This is a genomic window from Priestia sp. RMT2NF4, from assembly GCF_047872835.1.
GTDB classification, from domain to species: domain Bacteria; phylum Bacillota; class Bacilli; order Bacillales; family Bacillaceae_H; genus Priestia; species Priestia zanthoxyli.
This window is the reverse complement of sequence record NZ_JBLQZO010000001.1, coordinates 561495-581602: the sequence shown is the minus strand read 5'-3', so window position 1 is coordinate 581602 and position 20108 is coordinate 561495. Positions and strand designations below refer to the sequence as shown.

Below are 20108 nucleotides of genomic sequence, written 5' to 3'. Positions count from 1 at the left end.
ATATCTTTTAAACGATGCTTCGTCCGCTTTGTGCCAATGCATAGTGAATACCGTGCTGCAATGTTTGAAAACAATCATATTTTGATAAATCAATATGAGTCTTTGATATAACTAAGCCTAAGTCAGCAGAAATTCCTACTAAAATTGTTTTCGTACCAATCAGGGACGCTGCTGCACCTAATTTTTCAATAAGACTTGCCGTATATTCAGTAAGTTCTTTATCCAATCCGGTTAAATCCAGCACAAGATAATTAGCCTGATGTTTTGGGAGGTTATTTAATGTATTGACAATCAAATCTTCCGTTCGATCCTCGTCGTACTTGCCAATCAAAGGAACGACAACTATGCCTTCCAAAACCGGAATAATAGGAGAAGAAAGCTTTTTAATAAGATCTTTTAACTCTGCTGTTTTTTCTGCTACAATGTTTTGCAAATGTTCTATTTTCTGCGCTTCTTTTCTTCTCGCTAATTGATGAATATTTTGAGTGATATCAATGTTGGAAGGGAAGTATTCTACTGTGGTGCATTCATGCCCTTCTATTTGATGTTGAATCACCTTGTACCAAATGTTTGTTCCGAATAGTCCTGTAAAAATCCCTGCGTAATGGGCCGGAAGAAAATTTCCTCCCTTTGTTTTCTTTTGGGCCACGTTAATTTTATGTTCCCAACTGTCTTTTAATTCAGCAGATAGAGTTTTACTTTCAGGATCTAAATATTTTATAGTAGTTTTTCCCCATCCAGCCGAAGCGTATGTATTTGTAATTAACTCAGCCGCTTCAAAAACCGTTACGCCCTTCATGTTTTGAAAGTACTCTCCTACTACTAATCCTTGTCGAAAACCAGTAGTTTCCAGTACTACCGAAGCTGCCTCTTCTCCAGATATTTCTTCGATTGTGTCAAACAATGTTTTCATCGCCGAAGAAATCCAAAAAAGAATCGCATCTTCTCCTTCAAAGCTAAATTTTCCTTTTTCTAAATCCCAAGCAAAACTAAGACCACCTATATCAATATTCTTTTTTTCACCCATGCCGGAACCTCCTTTTTATATAGTCTCTCTACTATAGTGGTTTTTACGTAAAAGTGAGTATGAATTACCTTGGATGCTGCTTTTTTTAATCTTATCATTATTAGCTCTAAAGGAACAATTCTTTTCAACCTACTGAGCTTGTAATAGTGGTGAAATAAAAAAAGCTTCTATTTTATGAAGAAGCTTTTCGGCTGAATTATTTAGTTTTCCTCATTCCCCTGACAGCTCGGACATTCATAAACGTGCACAAAATAAAGCCCAACATGGTGAAAACGTTTCCCTAAGCAGTCTGGACATGTGCCTGCTTCACGCATTTGTTCGCGTCGTTTTTCTCGCTGATTAGCTAAAAGATTTACAAATTTCATTAAAAAGACCTCCGCATGTTTTTGACTATAGGTTTTCCTAGTAGGAAGCCTTTTATTCGACCCGGTATATTTATCACAGCGCCTGCTTAAGTTTACTTTTAATCATGCTCAAGTTTTCTAATAGCACAAAAAAAGGATAGATAAAGCAGTCTCATGACGCTCATCTATCCTTCATTTTTACTCTATCTAATGCTTAACGTTATATCTGATTGGTGATAAAATCCAGCATATATAAGTTATTCTTCTACTTTGTATTTTTCTTTTTTTCGAAGAAACGGCCACCAGTTTCCTTCTCCAAGCGTCACGACAATCGCTGGCATAAGAAGCGGAAGAATAACAAGACCATAAAGTAAAAGACCGATGATAACAACTGTTGCTACATGAACAAGCGTTAATACACCTGATGGCATCATAGCCCCAAACGTTCCGGCTAGGATAATAGCGGCAGTAATAATAACCGACCCCATCTTACTCATAGACGTAACCATGCCTTCTGCTACGCCGCTTTTCACTTCTTCGTTAAAACGGTCTAACAAGAAAATAGAATAGTCAATTCCAAGAGCAACTAAAATAACAAAACTAAAGAATGGCACGGCCCAGCTGATTCCGTCATTCCCCATTATATCCACGAATAGAAGCTCTGAGATTCCCATTGCTGTATAATACGTAAGCAACAGTGAAGCAATCATGTATACAGGCATGATCATTGAACGGAATAAAATGGTCAAAACAATAAACAATCCAATCATCATAATAACCATTGTGCGTGAAAGATCCGTTGTAGATAAATCTTTTAAATCCGCATTTGAGCTCGATACCCCTCCGTACACAATTTCTGTATGCTCAAACGGCGTATCAACGACTTCGCTTGCCACCGCTTTTTCAATATTTTTTACGGTTGAAATGGCTTCTTCAGAATATGGATTTTGATTGAGCACTACGCTGAGCTTAACTCCTTTTCCATCTGCAAAAGAATAGTTGTCGATGGATTGTTTAAACCCTTTATCTTTCATCACTTCTGTTGGAAGATAAATACCCGTATCTCTAACTGTTGAGCTGTCACTCATGTTATCAAGCATACCTGTTGCTTTTGTTAAGCCATCTGAGATTTTCGTTAGCCCATCATTTGCACTGTCAACACCTTCTGCTAATTGATTGATACTGTCTGATAGGGTTCCGACTTGGCCTTGCTGAGCTGAAAGATTCTCATTTGCTTGTTGAAGACCGGTTTGAATGGTAGTAAGCTGTTTGCTGAGTGCTGCAAGCTGAGGAACCGCTTGCTGCACATTTCCTGTTGTAGAGAGCTGAGTGCTGACAAGCTGCAGCTGTTGATTAACTTGAGCTAATCCGTCTGCGGCAGGTGCAAGTGACCCGCCAGATTCTTTAGAAGCAGAACCCGTTTGGTCAGCTATTTGATTTAGCCCTTTTTCAATATCACTTAATCCTTTTTGTACATCTCCGATTCCTTTAACAGCATCTTTGATTCCGTCTGATACAGAGCCCAGCTGTGAATTAACATATAAATCATCAATCTTTTCTCCGGTAGGCTGTGTGATCGTCATAACAGAATCCACGTGATCCACTTTTTCAATTGCTTTGCTTATATTTCCTAAATACGGAATAACATCCGCCTTTGTTAACTCTTTATCTCCTTTAATAATAACATTGACAGGAAATGCTTTTCCTTCTCCCAGTGCGTCACTGATAGCATTTAGTCCTTTTATAGATTTATAATCACTGCTTATTTCAGCAGTAGAATCAAACGATACTTTTGAGTCATACGTTACAATAAAAGGCACGGTAATAATCGCTGTAATGACTAAAAATACGAACGGTCGCGCTACTGCCTTTCTTCCTAAAAACCCCCACAGCTTATTATCGCTATGAGAAGCCACTTTTTTAGACGGCCAAAATAATTTTTCTCCAAGCGTAACCATAAAAAGTGGCAGCAAGGTAAATAAAATCACTAGCAGCACACCAACTCCCACTGCTACGCCAACGGCCGATTGGAAAATAGCAAACTTGGCAAATCCGATGGCTGCAAAACCAATAAATACGGCAATTCCGCTGATGAATAACGTTCTTCCTGCTGTACGGTAAGCCGTGATCGTGGCTTCTACTTTATCATGTCCGTTAGCCAATTCTTCACGGAAACGGTTAAGTAAAAGAATGCAGTAATCCGTACCTATTCCAAACAAAATAGCTACTAAGAACGTTTGCGTGAACGTTGAGATTGGAAAATCGACATTTTTAACTAAAATACCTAGTAACGATTGACTGATTAAGTATGTGATTCCCACAATTAAAATAGGAATAAACGGCGTCACGACTGAACGGAAAACGAGTAGAAGCAAACCTAAAATCAAGAAGATAGTAATAAACTCGGTTTTCTTTAACCCTTCTTCTGAACTGTGTGCAAAATCCTGATTAATAAGAGATGCACCTGTTACATATGCCGTAACGTCTTTTGGCACGCTGTCATAAATCTGATTCGCTATTTTTTCAACTTTTTCATCCGATCCACTGACAGTAACCGGAACTAAAACGGTTTTTTTGTCTTTAGACATTAATTGGTTACGAACATCTTGATCATCTGTTAAAGGCGTTGTAACATCTTTTACACCTTTAATTTTCTCTGTCTTATCAATGATTTTCTGTATCTGTTTCTCACTATCTTTATCTAATGCGTTATCTAGCTTAATCACCATGCTGATGGTGTTACTGTCTTCCCCGGCATTTTTGAGAATTTGGCTGGCCCTAGATGAAACGGCATCATCAGGAAGCTGAGACTGTCCTTTTTCACTTGCGAGCTTTGTTAAATTGGGTGCCGTTAGCATCAATATGACCGTTAAAGCTAAAATAAAGGCCGCAATCACCCATTTAAATTTCACAATAAATTTCATTTTTTGCTTTCCCCTTTTATAGTTAACTTTTCTTTTGCCATTGTAAGAATTTCAATGAATGTATCTATTTTTTCTTCTTCTACATCATCAAACAAATTCTCAATGATACTAAAACACGCGGCATTTCCGTCATGTATTACCTTTTCTCCTTCAGCCGTAATCTTAATAAGCTTAGAACGTTTATCGCTCTCTAGTTCATTAGTGTCCCACTCCACAAGCCCTTTTTCGAGCAGTTTTTTAATTCGATTCGAAATGGCACTTTTATGAACACCTTGCAAGACAGCGAGACTGCCAGGTGAAGACGGGCCTTTAATCATCAAACTGTTTAACAAATCAAACTGCTGCCTTGAGACATGTTCGAAGAGGTTATGGCTCAGCTCTCTGTGAATGACTTCTGTTCCTACAAACAGCACTTCTTCAAAAAGTTCTACAGCTTGATATAACTTGCTTTTCGTCACTTCTTTCCCTCCTTTGCTCATTTAGTTTATAGGTATAAACTATTCAACTTTAAAAATAGTTTATAGGACTAAACTTTATTCTGTCAATAAATTTATGTCGGACTGTCTTCATATATGATAAAGATAAACGGAATCCCAAAAGATACCGCTTACATCAACTTTTTTGGTTGTCAAAGCTCAATCACTTAAGTATTATTAGTAATTGACTTCTTTTCAAGGAGATATAAATTTTATACACAGAAAGGGTGATCACACATGGATACAATGCATACTAATGAGCAGGTCAGTAAGAAGGATTCCTTTCCAATTGCTCTTATCTCGTTGACTCTTGGAGCTTTTGCTATTGGAATGACGGAATTCGTTATTATGGGGATACTGCCTAACGTTGCAGAAGACCTTCATGTTAGCATTTCGACTGCTGGTCAGCTAATTACGAGCTATGCTTTAGGAGTAGCGATTGGCGCGCCAATTTTAACCATTTTTACTCATCGACTTCCTCAAAAGCTTCTGCTTTGTTTACTCATGCTTTTATTTATTCTCGGAAATGCGATTGCTATTATTGCACCTAACTATGGAATTTTGATGGGAGCTCGTTTAGTTACGGCGTTATGTCACGGTACTTTCTTTGGAGTAGGCGCTGTTATTGCTTCACGGCTCGTACAACCGCATAAGCGAGCAAGTGCTGTTGCAACGATGATGGCAGGTTTAACCATTGCAAATATCATCGGCGTTCCTGTAGGAACATTTATTGGCCAACACTTAGGTTGGAGAGCTTCGTTTGGGGCTATTACCATTATGGGAATCATTGCATTTATCGGTATTATTCTGTTTATCCCAAAGCTTGGTCAAGAAAAATTAACGGGTCTAAAACAGCAGTTTGCTGCTTTTAGCCAACCAAAACTTCTTGTGATGCTTCTTTTAAGTGCAATAGGGTGCGGTAGCTTATTTACTGTATTTACGTACATTACACCGCTTCTTGAAGACGTTACGGGAGTAAGTGAACACAGCGTTACGTGGATACTTGTATTGTACGGATGCGGCGTTACGCTTGGAAATGTTGTTGGAGGAAAGCTTGCAGATTGGAAGTTAATGCCTTCGGTTGTAGGTATCTTTGCTTTTCTTTGTATTGTGCTGACTATTTTTACGTTTACTGTCAAAAGCCCAGCAGCAGCGATTATCACGCTGTTTTTCTGGGGAGCAGCAGCATTTGCTGTAATGCCTGGTATTCAAGTGAAAATTATGAACTTAGCACAGGAAGCACCTGCTTTAGCTTCTACTTCGAATCACTCATTTGCTAACTTAGGAAATGCTTTTGGCGCCTTTTTCGGAGGCGTAATTATTAACCATATGGGACTTACTTCACTTCCTTGGGTTGGCGCCATTTTTGTAGGAACGGCTTTTGTTATTAGCACTTGTCTGTTTATTGTGGAAACACGCAAAAAACATAGTGAACAATCGTCCTAACTGTCTAACAACTGAACAAAAAGCAAAAAAAAGAGCCTTTCTTGGATGAAAGACTCTTTTTTTGCTTCTAACTCGCTTTTTTCATTTCTTTACTTGTTAATCGACTGTGTTTACGAGAATAACCTATATATACAAATATACCAAGCACAATCCATATGCTAAAATATAGCCATGTTGTTTTAGGAAGATTAATCATTAAAAATAAACAAGATAATACAGATAAAATTGGTAAAACCGGGACAAACGGCATTGTAAATCCACGTTTTAAAGTTGGGTGCGTTTTGCGTAAGATGATAATGCTGACGCCCACCATACCGAAAGTTAAAAGGGCTCCGATATTTGCTAAATTGGCAAGTTCTTTTAAATCGATAAATCCTGAAATTAACGCTCCGATAATTCCTACTAGCCAAGTGGAGAGAGTCGGAACTCCCGTTTTCTCATTTGTTTTAGCAAATGCTTTTGGTAGCAAGCCGTCGCGGCTCATTGAGAATAAAATTCGTGTTGCTGCATAAATGTAGGCGAAAATAACAGCCATAATCCCAATGACAGCTCCTGCAGCAATAACTCCTGCCACTGCATTTTGTCCTACTGAATGAAGAACATAGGCCATTGCTTCTGGAACATTCAGTTCCTTGTAAGAAACAACCCCTGTCATAACAAGGCATACCGCTACATAAATAATCGTGCAGATCACGAGTGAACTAATAATTCCAATTGGCAAATTGCGCTGCGGGTTCTTTACTTCTTCTGCTGATGTAGATAAAGCATCAAAACCTAAGAAAGCAAAAAATACGGCCGCTCCCCCTGTCACAACCCCTTCAATTCCATAAGGCATAAAAGGAGTCCAATTAGACGGCTTCACATAAAAAGCCCCTACAATAATAAAGAGAAGGATAATAAATAATTTAACAAGTACCATAAAATTATTCACTTTTTTACTTTCTTTAGTTCCCCTTGAAAGCAGCCATGTAATAAGAAGGGTAATACAAATAGCAGGAAGGTTCACCAGGCCTCCATTTGCAGGGATCGTAATCAATTCTTTTGGGAGTGAAAAACCAAAGCCTTCTAAAAAATTATTAAAATAAGAAGACCATCCATTTGCTACTGCTGACATCGTTAATAAATAGACGGAAAGCAATGTCCATCCCATTAAGTGTGCTACCACTTCGCCGATGGTTGCATATGTATAGGTGTAAACGCTCCCAGATACAGGTATAGTTGAAGCAAATTCCGCATAGCACAGCGCTGCAAAACCGCATACAATAGAAGCCAGTATAAAAGAAAAAATAACGGCTGGCCCCGCATCGTTAGCAGCTACTAAGCCTGTTAAAACTAAAACCCCCGTTCCTATTACGGCTCCAATACCAAGAAGAGTCAAATCGAATGCCCCTAATGTTTTGACTAGAGATTTGTTTTGACTTTGTTCTAATAATTGCTCGATTGACTTCTTTTTAAATAGTTTTCCCATTGCACTCTCTCCTCTCTGTTGCCACTCATCCATTAAAAAACTTAAAAATGACGTCTTTTCCTATTTGACTACGCGTTTTTACTTCAGATACAGAAGTAATTATATAGAAATAATTACTAACTTGTCTATTAGTATACTAATATCATTATATATATTTCAAGAGTTTTTGTAAGCGATTTCTTAATCTCTCTCTATTTTGGCTTTATCAACTAAATAAAGAAATCATCATTGTGATTATGTATAATAAGTTTGAATAAAATTAATATTCTAAAAAATAAATCGGTTCATTTTCAGATAGTTTTTTCGCTGCCTATCTTCAAATATAAATTCCTGACATAGGGATTATTTACAGAACGATGAATGTTTTACCTTAACGGGTGTTATAATGATGAAAACTGAAGTGTATGAAGGGCGGAGAGAGATGCTTAACTTACTTATTGGCTGTATTTTATTAGCATTAGGAGTGTGCTTTATGTTTAAATTTCTTTTTTATTCTCCTTCTAAAAAGAAGCGAGGTCAGCAACCTATGAACAAATTGTCAAATGAAGATTCAGCTTCCCCCCGTACAAACGATTCGAATGGAACAAGATAATTTTTTTTATAAAATACCGGCGTTTGTCTAAGGCAAAAGTTATACTGCTGATATATATTATCTTATACCCTTCTAGTTCAATATTCCCTTCATTTTGATGTAAGACAAGATGAAGGGAATCACTATCCGACTTAAAAAATCGGATTTTTCTATTTAGCAAGGTAAATGGCTTCAATAAACTCTGTTTGAATCCATTTCTTTATTCAAGTGTACAGCTGCCTCTTCAACACTTACTGTTCCAATGTTTTTCTTCCCATGCTTTCGCATAGCAAGCGATTTATTTTCTACTTCTTTATCTCCTATTACGGCCATATAAGGAACTTTGAGCATTTCGGCTTCTCTAATTTTCAGACCTATTTTTTCAATACGATCATCCACTTCAACACGATACCCTTGTGACTCCAGCTCGTGTTTCACCTTGTACGCATATTCCACATGCGGCGGTGCAATAGGCAAAAGCTTAAATTGAACTGGAGCTAACCAAAGAGGAAATTGACCTTCATAATGTTCAATCAAGATGGCCATAAAACGTTCAACGGAACCGTATATAGCGCGGTGAATCATTACAGGACGATGCGGTTTATTGTCTTCTCCAATATACATACAGTCAAACTTCTCTGGCATTAAGAAATCAAGCTGAACTGTTCCGCACTGCCAGCTGCGGCCTAAAGAGTCTAAAATATGAAAATCGATTTTCGGCCCGTAAAAAGCCCCGTCTCCTTCATTCACCTGGTAGTCTAATCCTTTTTCATTTAGCACAGATTGAAGCGACTTTTCCGCTTGATTCCATGTTTCAATATCTCCCATAAATTTTTCAGGACGTGTGGATAGTTCCACTTTGTAATCAAAGCCAAAATGTGAATAAAAGTCATGGATAAACGCTAGAATGCGGCTAATCTCAGCTTCAATCTGATTAAGTTCTACGAATAAATGCGCATCGTCCTGTGTGAATGACCGGACTCTTAGCAGTCCGTTTAAAGAGCCCGAAAGCTCGTGACGGTGAACCAATCCAAGTTCTGCGTATCGAATCGGAAGTTCTCGATAGCTTCTTCGCTTGCTGTTAAACAATAAAATGGCTCCCGGACAATTCATCGGTTTAATCGCATAGTTTTGTTTGTCAACATTTGAAAAATACATATTTTCATGATAGTGCTCCCAATGCCCTGATTGTTCCCATAGCTCCTGTTTCATCATGATGGGAGTTTTTATCTCTTGATAGCCTGCTTTGTAATGCTTTTGTTTCCAGTAGTTTTCTAACTCATTTCGAACAATCATTCCGTTAGGTAAGAAAAACGGCATACCAGGAGCTTCTTCCATCGACATAAACAGCTCCAGTTCTTGACCTAATTTTTGATGATTTCGTTTTTCTGCTTCCATTTGTTTTGACATGTTCATTCCTCCAATATGTTTTTATTCAACAAAAAAACCGCACTCATCCCTAGTAAAGGGACGAATGCGGCCGTGGTACCACCCTAATTCCGTAAAATACCTGTATGCATTTTACGCTTAAAAAGATAACGGTTTTACCGGTTGCAGTTTCAGTGTATACACATTCCCCGCCGCAGCTCCAAGGTGGTAAATTCATTTCGTTTTCTAAGGGTTCTCAGCCAGTGACCCTACTCTCTGTAAAGAAAATCCAAAAATGATTCATGTCCTTTTCAATGCTTGTATATTCATTTTTTCTACATAAAAAACCGCACTCATCCCTAGTGAAGGGACGAATGCGGTCGTGGTACCACCCTAATTCCGTAAAATACCTGTACGCATTTTACGCTCAAAAAAGATAACGGTTTTACCGATTGCAGTTTCAGTTATGCACATTCCCTGCAATAGCTCTAAGGTGGTAAATTAGATGATTTCTTAAGGGCTCCCAGCCGCTGACCCTATTCTCTGCGAAGAAAACAGCACCTAATTCATGTCCTTTTCGTTGCCAAATAATGTTTGTTAGTTGTTAAAAGTGATTATAGTGTATAAATTTTACAGAAGTCAAGAAATAATTTTTATTTTTTAATATTATAGAATTAATTTATGCTTAAATTCCCAAAAAGTTACTTAAGAATATATGGGCTTAAAAAGTTTTTTATTATAATATTAACACCTGCATTTTATTTTGTTTTTACCTTTATTGTGTAAAAATAAAGGCAAAAAAGAAAGATATTACAAGCATTTATTTGCTTTATCTAAGTATTATTAACGAATTAAAATCCAGTACTGCTCAAATCAGAATAAGTAACATAGCACAAGTATCATCAGTTTTTTTATTTATATACTAAAATATTAAATATACCTTTTTCTACTTACACCAATATTTGGCTTGAACTCGTCGAAACTATTTTTATCTATCTTTAGACGGAAGCTCCTGGTACATGCTTCCACTTTGCGGAAAAATCCGTTTTTTCCTGAGTTGTTCTTTAAGAATAACATCAAGCTGCCGCTGAATTTTCCTTGTTTCATTTGTTGAAAAATACGGGTAAGCCAAATTTACTGTTTCTAACGGATCCTTGGTCAAATTGTACATTTCAATTTGATCCGGAACCGATGTTTCTTTAAGGTTAGTAAGATCTACCGGGTAACTTTCATATTGCTCTCGGTGGATGACTTCATCTTTTTCGTTAGGTGCTGACCGAAATTGCGGATTATCATGGTATCGAGCGTATTTCCAGATTTCCTTTCCTGCGGCTGATTGAAACTCGACAATGACCGCTTGAATGTGATTAGGCTGAACGACTGACGGATAGCTTTCTCCTAAAAAATTTGTTTGGTGAAGTCCTTTTGTCGGGTCATCATCCGTCATAAAGAAAATCGGTGCTTTTTCTTGATGGAGCGATGTTTCTCCTCGCAACGTTCCTGAGAGGTCTCGCCCAACAAATGGATGTACTTCCGTATGACTTTTTTGCAATTGCTTTTGAACAGCGGAAACATCGATATTAGCCAAGCTAAGCATTGTCGGGATCAAGTCAACATGACTAGTCAGCAAGTCTGTACGTTGATAACTAGGAAACAAATGCTTGTTATGAATGAGAAGCGGCACGTGAATCGACTCTTCATACATGTTGTACCATTTTTGATGTAGTCCTCCGTGAGCCCCAAGCAAATCACCGTGATCCGACGTGAAAATAATAATGGTATTGTCATAGAACGAAGATTGTTCTATAGTCCGAAGGACTTTCAAAATTTGTTTATCAACATTTTTTTGAAGCTGATAATATAAGCGCCGGTAGAAATTAGAATTTGGCGTCGGCTGCAGCGCTTTTGGGTAGATGTATTTATAGCTGCTTTGAGCGCTAGGCTTCGTTTGTAAAGATTCTCTAATAGTAGGTGGCGGCTCGATGTTCGGAATTGTCTCATCAATAGAAAACTGAAACATAGCAAGGTGTTTGGTGATCGCTCCGAACAGCGCAATGTCATGCGGGTTCACAAACGAAGCTACCATGAGCCAAGGCTGCGCAGTCTTTTGATATTCTAATCGTTGAATAAGCTCTATGATTTCCTCTGCATATATTTCGTCTCGTCCACTCACTCCAATGGCCGCAGATGAACCAGAATTGTGCGGGTTTCTCCCTTCCGGCTCTGGACCAATCCACCCTGAAAAACCAAACTTTTCAAGCTTATTAGCCCGTTGATAGAGGCGCTCTTTTTCTGGATCCGGTATTCCTGTTTGCATCTCGTAGCTAGAAAAAACGTTATGTGTTCCTGGAATTAAGATGTTCTCATCAGAAATATGCCATTTTCCTTTATAAAAGGTTTGATACCCAGCCTGCTTAAAATAATCTCCCATCGTTGGGACGGTATTAGGCTGCAGCCAAAACATATCAGGATCTTGTGACTTCTTTGCGATACCTTGCGTTTGGGTCACTCCGTGCAAGGAAGGGTACTGCCCTGTAAACAATGTAGCTCGACTCGGTGAACAGGCTGTAGAACCGACGTAGTGACGAGTAAACCCCATTCCATGCTGTTTTAAAAATTCATGTGCTTTTAAATGTTTTTTTCGCCACTTTTTTACTTCTTTACTTTCATATACGGGTGGAAATCGTTCTTCGTCCACCATAATCAACAAAAAATTAGGCTGCTCCTTCATGTTTACTCCTCCGCGTGTTTATCAAATGTTCTGTATTGATAAACTATGTAAAAAGTACTTTTTTTAGAAGAACGGAGTACGGTTCATGTCTTTTTATACCCAAACAAAAAAAGACTTAGAGGATTTCTCTAAGTCTTTCATAACGCGTTTCAATACGATATTCCTTATTTTTTGTATGCTTTTAGCTGCTGATTTCGTTTATAGGTACCCATTATACTAGGTATACCTACAATTATGCTTATCATAAAACTCCACATCATGTAGCGCCAATCCCCTGTAACAAGCGCTACTCCCATAAAAAAAATGAGCTGACCAACAAGAGCTAACCATGAAGCTATCCAAGCAAACATCATATTCTCTTTCAAGTTATCACCTCATATTTTTAATTACGAATGACTTCTTTTATTTTACCATAAAATTCTAATTTCGAAGGTTGTTCTACTGTTTATGCTATGTACATAACTAAAAAAGCTAATGACAGCACGTAGCTAGCCATTAGCTTTTTTATTATTTTGCAAATACATGATGCCCTATTTTAATTGTTTCTTGCTTTTGGCGCAGCCATTGATCTCCCGTTTTATCAGGATTAAAGAAGAATAAGGAACCTTTTCCTTGACCTTGGAAGTTAATTGCTTCTTCTACAGCTTTTTTTGAACCTTTGTCTGCAGGTTTATTAATTTGACCGTTGCTGACTGGGCTGTACTGACCTTTTTGATAAATAACGCCTTTTACAGTGTCAGGGAATTTGCTGCTGTCGACTCTATTTAATACAACTGTTGCCACGGCTACTTTGCCTGCGTACGGCTCTCCTTTGGCTTCAGCTGATACAAGACGAGCTAATAGTTCTTTATCATTTTTATTTACTTGAATGTGCTGTTCATGAGCGGGTGCTGCAGCAAATGCTGAGTAACCTGCACCAAAACTCGGGATAAGCATTGCGATAGCAATTACTAGTTTTTTCATCATAAAAATAAAAGCCTCCTTGCTATTTCTTGACGTGGTTCATATGCTAGCAGAAATATAGGAGTCTTTCATTGCAAAAAATTATCCAGTTCCAAAAGAAATTGTATATTCTCGTATTTTTTTAACTATTTTTCAGCATATAAAAATATAACTTTACTCATTAAATATGGCTTGCATTTCATTCTTTAGTCATTTATGATATAACAATATAAATAGTAATGATTACGATTTGAAAGAAGGACTTTAATATTTAATAAAGGATTGATTATTTGGCTAAAAAATCAAAAATAGCAAAAGAAAAGCAACGACAAGCACTTGTCGAAAAATATGCTAAGTTAAGAAAACAGTTAAAGGAAGAAGGAAATTATAATGAACTACGAAAGCTTCCTAGAGACTCTTCTTCTACTCGCTTGCATAATCGCTGTGAAGTAACGGGAAGACCTCGTGGATATTTACGTAAATTTAAGCTTTCGCGAATTGCATTTAGAGAACTCGCTCACAAGGGACAGCTTCCTGGAGTGAAAAAATCAAGCTGGTAAAATTCTAATGAGGTAAAAAGCCCTCTTTGCTAAAAAAGGAATTAGTATACGTTATAAATCGTAATCGTTACTTTTAATAGGAGGGATTAACATGGCTACATGGAACTTAGATAAAACGAAACATCACGTTCTCATTTGCAATGGAAGCAGCTGCAATCGAGCTGGTGCCGAAGAAGTTACACAAGCGATTCGAAGCGAGATAGCTAATCAAGAACTGGACGAATACATACACACCACTCGTACTCGATGTAACGGAAGATGCCATGATAAATGCGTCGTCATTTCCTACCCAGACGGTATTTGGTATAAAGATATGAAACCTGATGATGCACAAGAGCTTATTAACTCTTTAAAGACAGATCAACTTTTTGTCCAAAAAACAAGTCATACTTTTTGCGGAGAAGGTTTCCAGCGAACAGAAGGTACTGTTAAAGGTATCTCAAAACAAAAAGAAATAGTCATCAAAGTATCTAAAAAACTTTAATTCACAACAGTGAAACCATGGTCTTATAAAGGTAACCAACTAAAAGAGAAACATCATTAAAAATGTCTGTTTGTTTTCTCTAATGTGTCTATTGCTTAATCTAAACAAAAAAGCCGCCCCTAGCAACCGGGACGGCTTTTTTTACCTCTAAACCTTTAAGAAATTAGATTTTTTCTGTTTCACATATAAGATCTGAACTGTATATTTTCTTAACTACTGATGAAAGAATGTGGATTCCTTTTTTTAACTCCTCATCTGTAGCGGTAAGACTTATACGAATGCACTCCCGGTTGTGAGGAGAAGATTGGCTGCCGTGAAAGAATGATCCGCCTGGTACTACAATCAAGTTTTCTGCTTTTAATTTATTGTATAGATCGTTATCACTGAAAGGCAAACCTTCCAACCAAAGCCAACCAAATAACGAACCTTCCGCTTTGTGCAAATACCAAGGAATATCATCCGGCATATGTGTAGTTAAAAGGTTTTTTAAATAGTCATGTTTTTGTTTATAATGAGTTCTTATATAGTTAGCTGAAATTCCAGCTAACTTTCCGCTCTTCAAGGTGTTAACCACCATTCGTTGACCTAGCCTAGAAGAGTGAATCAAGATATTTGATTGAAAAGCTTCCATTACTTTTATAAAGTCACTTTTCCCTATAGCAATCCCTATCCTCTCTCCAGGCAAGCCGGCTTTAGAAAGACTCATGCAGTGAATGATGTTGCCATGTATAATTGGATTCATTTCAACAAAGTTCATAGCCGGAAAAGGAGGTGCGTACGCTGAATCAATTAGCAATGGAATGTGATAGTCCTTGCAAACTTGGGATATAAACTGTACGGCTTCTTCGGAAAGGATGTTGCCGCTTGGATTATTAGGTCTTGATAATACGACAGCTCCGATATCTGGGTCCTGTGCTATTTTATCTTTGAATGCCTGTTTGTTAAATTCATAACGAAACGTATGATGATCAAGCTTTGAAAGGATAGGAGGAATTCCTTCTATTACACCTTCCTCGAGTGCGACTCCACTATACCCAGCGTAATCTGGCAGCATAGGTATTAATGCTTTTTTTACTCTTCCTTCTTTACTTGTACCGCAAAACGAATTTAAAGCTAAAAAAAAGAGATTTTGACTTCCCGACGTAATCAAGACTTGTTCTCTGTCCAGTTTAATACGATAATTCGTAAAGAAATATTCTCTTATGCAATCAATTAATTCATGCGTACCGTAGCTAGAACCATATTGGCTAATCAAATTTTTTAATTGTTTGTCGTTCACAATATCTCTTAAAGCTTCTTCCCACATTTCATAAACTTGAGGGAGGATGGCGGGGTTGCCAGCACTTAAATTCACATATTGATTGAGATCGGAATTGAGCACTTCTTGGATGTCATGCATAATCGCGCGAACGCCTACTTTATTAGTCATTTTGTTTCCTATTTTACTCAAATGCAAAGCAGTCACTAGTCCACCTTCTCCTTAAAGATTATGGTCATCGAATAGTAAGTATGGAACTTCAATCTTTTTATTTTGCTGATTAATAAAGTAATTGTCCGGGATAATAAATTTATCATCGTTCTCACTAGGTAATAAGTATTTTCGAACATAATGTTCAGCTTTTTCTTTATAGCCAGAGTCACTTTGAATTGTTTCAAGTTGTTCAATTTCTTTTACTAAAAGGTCTAGTTCCTTCAAACACATGTCTAAATCTAAATAAGCATGGTCTTCTTTTCGGGAAATTGAACGCCCATTTGTAACTAGCCAGCTAAAAAGAAAAAAACCTGTTCCAGAATCAAAGTTTCGAGGTGCATTATGCTGACTAGGATACCTTAAAAGGCGTTCAAAGAGAACAAATTCCGTTATCTCTTCCCAAAAAGGATATTTTCTTTTATGAAGAGTCAGCACCGTCTGGCAATCTACTTTAACTTCTTCTAGTATGCCTGCAAAAAAATTCATTTTCGCCTGTATATGTTGGTCAAAAGGTTTATTTCCGCAGTGATGGTAATAATCATGCAGATATCCCCAGATTACCCTTGCCTGATAAGTGTCTTCTCTATTCATAGTATGAGATTTAAAGTTAAAATCAGGAAAGATAGAAGACGCTCTTTTTAATGTATCCTCATTGTATATGCTGTGAAATTTATTAAAGAAAAATATCGCGAAGTTTTGACTTGTTACCTTTTCTTTTGTTTTTACATTCTCAGGGAAAAATACAATACACTTTCCTTCCATAAATCCTTGAGTACCAGCCAACAGCTTTAAAGATTCACATCCATTTTTAGGATGAGGAAGGTCTGCTTCGATGGATTTCATGATTTCAGGTTCATCGCGAACAGCGATAAAGGCTTCTAAATAAAATCCTCTTTTTGTAGGGCCATTAGGCGTTACAATCGGTCCTAAAAAGAACGTCGCTTCCCTGTTTGTAGGCGGGCTATAGGCAATTAACGTTTGATCAAAGTAAGGAGACTGATCGAGTCCTCTTTCAATCCAATCACATACGTCATTTTTTAATGCATGCCACACTTCAGGTAAATTTAAAGAGTTATATATTGTTTCAGTTTCAGCAACTACTTTTAATAAGAGCTCTCTAGCTTTTTCGTAATTTCTTTTGACCTCTCCATTTGGGCCCTGATATTTTCTTATCTCATATAGAGCAGGTACTATTTTACCGTTTAATAACTCCACTAAACTTTGAGTGTGATTTTTTGTTAACATGATTAAAACCCTCCTTTTTTTAGAACAGCTACTTAGCAGAAATATCTTTAGATGATTTAAGAGTAGAGTTATGTGTGTTTTTCTCTATTTGCTTTTTTAAGTTAATAAATATAACCCCCGCTATTACAAACGCTGTACCTATATAGACCTGTTTGTTTAATGTTTCACCTAAAAAGACAAATCCTACATATAAGGCGATAACCGGTGAAATAAATAGATGCGCCGTTGCTTTTGATATATGCCATTTTTTTAATAAATAAATATTAATAGAAAACCCTAAGACCGATCCTATAATAGCCAAGTATAATAATGAGATAAGACTAACCCCAGAGAAAGTGCGGTTTCCATTCTCTGTAAATAAACTAACAATCAGTAAACAAGCGCCTCCACTTAGCATCGAAAAAGAATTAAAGGTCATAATAGGCAAGGATTTTATGCGAGATTGAACTTGAACAGTTATAAAAGCAGAACCTAGCATAGCCATTAAAATGACGATCATGGCTACTATTTGGATAACATTTCCCTGTATAAACAGCTGATTTCCAAATACAACGCTCATACCAATTAAGCACATGACTACACCTATCTTTTGTCCTTTTGTAGCCGGTGTTCCTTTAAATAAGCGGTTAAATAAAAGAGCAAATACTGAAATGCTGGCAGCTAAAACGGAAACAAGCCCGCTTGGCAAATAGACGGATGCCCAATAAACAGAACCAAACGGTAGAGCAAAGTACAAAATTCCGTTTAATGCTGAAATGATTACTACTTCTTTTGAAACGGACATTTTTTTTGTGAATAAGAGGTAGAGGGTAATTATTAAACTAGCAATTAAAAACCTCATACCTGCTGACCATAGAGGCAAGCTATCTTTTAATCCCGTCTTTTGAAAAGCCCATGTGGTTCCTCCAATGACGGCTAATAGACAAAACAAAAGATGTACATGAATACGGGTTAATTTAGAAATCACTGTTTCACCTTATTTCTTTTTTTTAAGTTGAGCCTATTTTCTTCCGTGAAGTGTAAAACACATCGGCACTTCTCCAAAATCTTTTACAACTGTTAACCCCTGCTCGTTAGCGGCTTTACTTGTTGTAATACATGCGTCTACCTTTCCTTCTAAGCAATCAATCGCCGCTTGAGCATTACTATTTACTAACTGAACATTGGGACTGATGGAATGAGCTAAATCAACAGGGGCAGGATGTGAAGCGATTAATAGGTTATTGTTTGTTATCACCTCTTCTTTTGAGGCAAGAACCATGCTATATGTTGGCATAATAAAGCTATCTACTAGCTCTAAACTAGTTAAATTTTTGAACACAATATCATGTAAGTAAGGATATACCGCGCAGCCTAGAAGAGCAGAACTCTCTGTTTCTTTCACATGAACTAAAGCTTCTTCCAACGTTTGATGCAAAAAGACCTGACCTTGTATGCTTTGGCGTTCAAACCACAGATAGCCTGCTTTTTCACAATTTGTTCCTTCAGGCCCTAAGGTATGGATAATACTAATCTTTTGAAGCTGCTGATTTTTCTTACTAGACGACTCTGCAACTATCATAGCTTTTGATACCCCCTATGCGTTTACTTTATTTTGATAAACGATTTTTACTTTGTTATCCAAATAGCTGTAATACTGTTCACAGTCGGAATAAGAGTCATGAGTGGTTAAAATAAATCCAGGGTAACCTGAAAAGTGCGGATATGGTAAAATGTCTGTCCCCTCAGTTATAAATTGAATAACCCTTTTTACTTCAGTGTCTCTACGCACGTCTTCTAAGCCTCGAATTTCTTTAAAAATCCCATGGCCTTGCACAGGGATAATGTAGTTGCCCACCACTTTCTTTCGTTTTCTTTCCTTTTTTAATACAGGAGGTTTTAATCCTAATACATAGTGAAAAACTAGCTCCATATAGTTAATACCTGTACTTTCTTTTACGATATAATGAGAAATCCCAGACCCTCCAATGCGCGCTCCTATTTCAATCACATAAGGTTTTCCTGCTGGGTCCAAGCGTAATTCAATATGGGCGGGGCCATTCTCAATCCCTAAAGCGGTTGCTGCCCTAGCTGCTTCTTGCGAAATAGATTCCAAAACGTTTTCTTCTAGGGGAGCTGGAGCTATATAAACACCTTCTTCAAAAAAAGGCCCTTTGGAATTTCCTTTGTAGCCTATAGAGAGTACACAAACCTCTCCTTCTACAGAAAACGTCTCAATAGCAAACTCTGGTCCGTCTATAAATTGTTCAATTACCATGCCCGTTTTATTTTTTGTAAATTTACTTAGGTCTTCTTCATTTACGCATCTCACTTTTTCTATGCTGTCAATCAATTCCTTTTTATTATTCGCTCGTGATACACCTTGACTGGAAAATCCGTTAGAAGGTTTTACTACGACAGGATAAGGCAGTGAAAGATTCTTTAATTCCTCCGTATTTTCAACCTCTTTAAAATACGGAGTGTTAAGATCATTATCTTTTAAAACCTCTCTCATTTTCTGTTTATTGCGACAGTTACTAATCACAAACGGTGATAAGCCCGGTAAGTTTAAATCTTCTGTCAGCTGAGCTACAAACTCTAACGCAGGCTCATATAATGTCATAATGCCGTCAAAAGGATTTTTATGATGCTCTGATTTAATAATCTCAAGAGCTTTGCCTGAGGTGTGAAATAAATCAATGGGTATGAAATTTTGTACGTTTTTAAGATGCTTAGGTTCTACTTCTTCTTGGTTATAAAAAAACGTCATTTTAATTCCGAGAGCTTCTGCTTCTTCAAAAATAAACGGTAAATATGTATTTTGTAACACAACTGCTAGATGCTTATTTTGTAACAGCATTTACTTCCCCCCTACTTTTAAACAGTTCTTCACTGTTCGATGACTAAATTCTAATGACCGCTTCATATATTTGTCAATTTAATTTTATATAACATTAGGAATATATAGAATATTTGATATATTAGTAAAAGGTAAAGAAAAGAATAATTTATAGGGTTAATACTAAAGCAAAACTAAAAGCAAAAATTTTGCTATTTAATTATAAAGATATG

General features: G+C 37.1%; 18 protein-coding genes. 4 read left to right on the top strand and 14 right to left on the bottom strand.

What is annotated here, in order from left to right; translation table 11 throughout:
* Positions 1-7: 7 nt before the first annotated feature.
* The 4 genes from ACMX9J_RS02885 to ACMX9J_RS02870 all read right to left on the bottom strand — a co-directional run bounded on the left by ACMX9J_RS02885 (position 8) and on the right by ACMX9J_RS02870 (position 4753).
* Positions 8-1027 (bottom strand): STAS domain-containing protein, encoded by a 1020-nt coding sequence (locus ACMX9J_RS02885; RefSeq protein WP_034266230.1) that lies wholly within the window; start codon positions 1025-1027, stop codon positions 8-10.
* Between the two features lie 200 nt (positions 1028-1227).
* Positions 1228-1392, bottom strand: a complete 165-nt coding sequence (locus tag ACMX9J_RS02880) for a hypothetical protein (protein ID WP_165573448.1) — start codon at positions 1390-1392, stop codon at positions 1228-1230.
* A gap of 236 nt (positions 1393-1628) precedes the next feature.
* Entirely contained in the window at positions 1629-4295 is a 2667-nt protein-coding gene (locus ACMX9J_RS02875; protein WP_416225393.1) for an MMPL family transporter, read from the bottom strand.
* Positions 4292-4753 (bottom strand): MarR family winged helix-turn-helix transcriptional regulator, encoded by a 462-nt coding sequence (locus ACMX9J_RS02870; RefSeq protein WP_033579007.1) that lies wholly within the window; start codon positions 4751-4753, stop codon positions 4292-4294. Before ACMX9J_RS02870 ends, ACMX9J_RS02875 begins: the two co-directional genes overlap by 4 nt.
* Positions 4754-5008: 255 nt before the next feature.
* Between ACMX9J_RS02870 and ACMX9J_RS02865 the strand changes: the two genes are divergently transcribed.
* Positions 5009-6217 (top strand): MFS transporter, encoded by a 1209-nt coding sequence (locus tag ACMX9J_RS02865; RefSeq protein ID WP_325075438.1) that lies wholly within the window; start codon positions 5009-5011, stop codon positions 6215-6217.
* 67 nt (positions 6218-6284) lie between these two features.
* On the opposite strand, the gene ACMX9J_RS02860 is transcribed toward ACMX9J_RS02865, so the two are convergent.
* Entirely contained in the window at positions 6285-7685 is a 1401-nt protein-coding gene (locus ACMX9J_RS02860) for an amino acid permease (RefSeq protein WP_048020877.1), read from the bottom strand.
* 388 nt (positions 7686-8073) lie between these two features.
* Here ACMX9J_RS02860 and ACMX9J_RS02855 point away from each other — a divergent pair, with 388 nt between their 5' ends.
* A complete protein-coding gene (locus tag ACMX9J_RS02855) occupies positions 8074-8277 on the top strand; it encodes a hypothetical protein (RefSeq protein ID WP_416225392.1) in 204 nt (67 codons plus the stop codon).
* Between the two features lie 171 nt (positions 8278-8448).
* Here ACMX9J_RS02855 and thrS read toward each other — a convergent pair whose 3' ends face one another.
* The 4 genes from thrS to ACMX9J_RS02835 all read right to left on the bottom strand — a co-directional run bounded on the left by thrS (position 8449) and on the right by ACMX9J_RS02835 (position 13321).
* Positions 8449-9666: a threonine--tRNA ligase gene (gene thrS / locus ACMX9J_RS02850; RefSeq protein WP_033579003.1), complete on the bottom strand. Its 1218-nt coding sequence runs from the start codon at positions 9664-9666 to the stop codon at positions 8449-8451.
* A gap of 946 nt (positions 9667-10612) precedes the next feature.
* Positions 10613-12355 carry a sulfatase-like hydrolase/transferase gene (locus ACMX9J_RS02845; protein ID WP_416225391.1) on the bottom strand — a complete coding sequence of 581 codons (1743 nt, stop codon included), beginning with the start codon at positions 12353-12355 and terminating at the stop codon, positions 10613-10615.
* A 164-nt stretch (positions 12356-12519) separates the two neighbouring features.
* A complete protein-coding gene (locus ACMX9J_RS02840; protein WP_034266212.1) occupies positions 12520-12720 on the bottom strand; it encodes a hypothetical protein in 201 nt (66 codons plus the stop codon).
* A 142-nt stretch (positions 12721-12862) separates the two neighbouring features.
* Complete coding sequence (locus ACMX9J_RS02835; RefSeq protein WP_033579000.1) at positions 12863-13321, bottom strand: cell wall hydrolase; 459 nt, start codon at positions 13319-13321, stop codon at positions 12863-12865.
* Between the two features lie 266 nt (positions 13322-13587).
* Here ACMX9J_RS02835 and rpsN point away from each other — a divergent pair, with 266 nt between their 5' ends.
* Both rpsN and ACMX9J_RS02825 read left to right on the top strand, forming a co-directional pair.
* A complete protein-coding gene (gene rpsN, locus ACMX9J_RS02830) occupies positions 13588-13857 on the top strand; it encodes a 30S ribosomal protein S14 (RefSeq protein ID WP_034266209.1) in 270 nt (89 codons plus the stop codon).
* Positions 13858-13948: 91 nt separating this feature from the next.
* Positions 13949-14341 carry a (2Fe-2S) ferredoxin domain-containing protein gene (locus ACMX9J_RS02825; protein WP_337050637.1) on the top strand — a complete coding sequence of 131 codons (393 nt, stop codon included), beginning with the start codon at positions 13949-13951 and terminating at the stop codon, positions 14339-14341.
* A 163-nt stretch (positions 14342-14504) separates the two neighbouring features.
* On the opposite strand, the gene ACMX9J_RS02820 is transcribed toward ACMX9J_RS02825, so the two are convergent.
* From ACMX9J_RS02820 to ACMX9J_RS02800, 5 genes are read right to left on the bottom strand one after another with little or no spacing between them, the layout of a single operon-like run.
* Positions 14505-15806: a valine--pyruvate transaminase gene (locus ACMX9J_RS02820; RefSeq protein ID WP_176344055.1), complete on the bottom strand. Its 1302-nt coding sequence runs from the start codon at positions 15804-15806 to the stop codon at positions 14505-14507.
* Positions 15807-15821: 15 nt separating this feature from the next.
* Positions 15822-17057 carry a DUF6421 family protein gene (locus ACMX9J_RS02815; RefSeq protein ID WP_165636063.1) on the bottom strand — a complete coding sequence of 412 codons (1236 nt, stop codon included), beginning with the start codon at positions 17055-17057 and terminating at the stop codon, positions 15822-15824.
* 28 nt (positions 17058-17085) lie between these two features.
* Entirely contained in the window at positions 17086-18024 is a 939-nt protein-coding gene (locus ACMX9J_RS02810) for a DMT family transporter (RefSeq protein WP_337050517.1), read from the bottom strand.
* A 33-nt stretch (positions 18025-18057) separates the two neighbouring features.
* Complete coding sequence (locus tag ACMX9J_RS02805; RefSeq protein WP_034266196.1) at positions 18058-18618, bottom strand: hypothetical protein; 561 nt, start codon at positions 18616-18618, stop codon at positions 18058-18060.
* A 15-nt stretch (positions 18619-18633) separates the two neighbouring features.
* Positions 18634-19896: an ATP-grasp domain-containing protein gene (locus tag ACMX9J_RS02800; RefSeq protein ID WP_165636061.1), complete on the bottom strand. Its 1263-nt coding sequence runs from the start codon at positions 19894-19896 to the stop codon at positions 18634-18636.
* Positions 19897-20108: the final 212 nt, after the last annotated feature.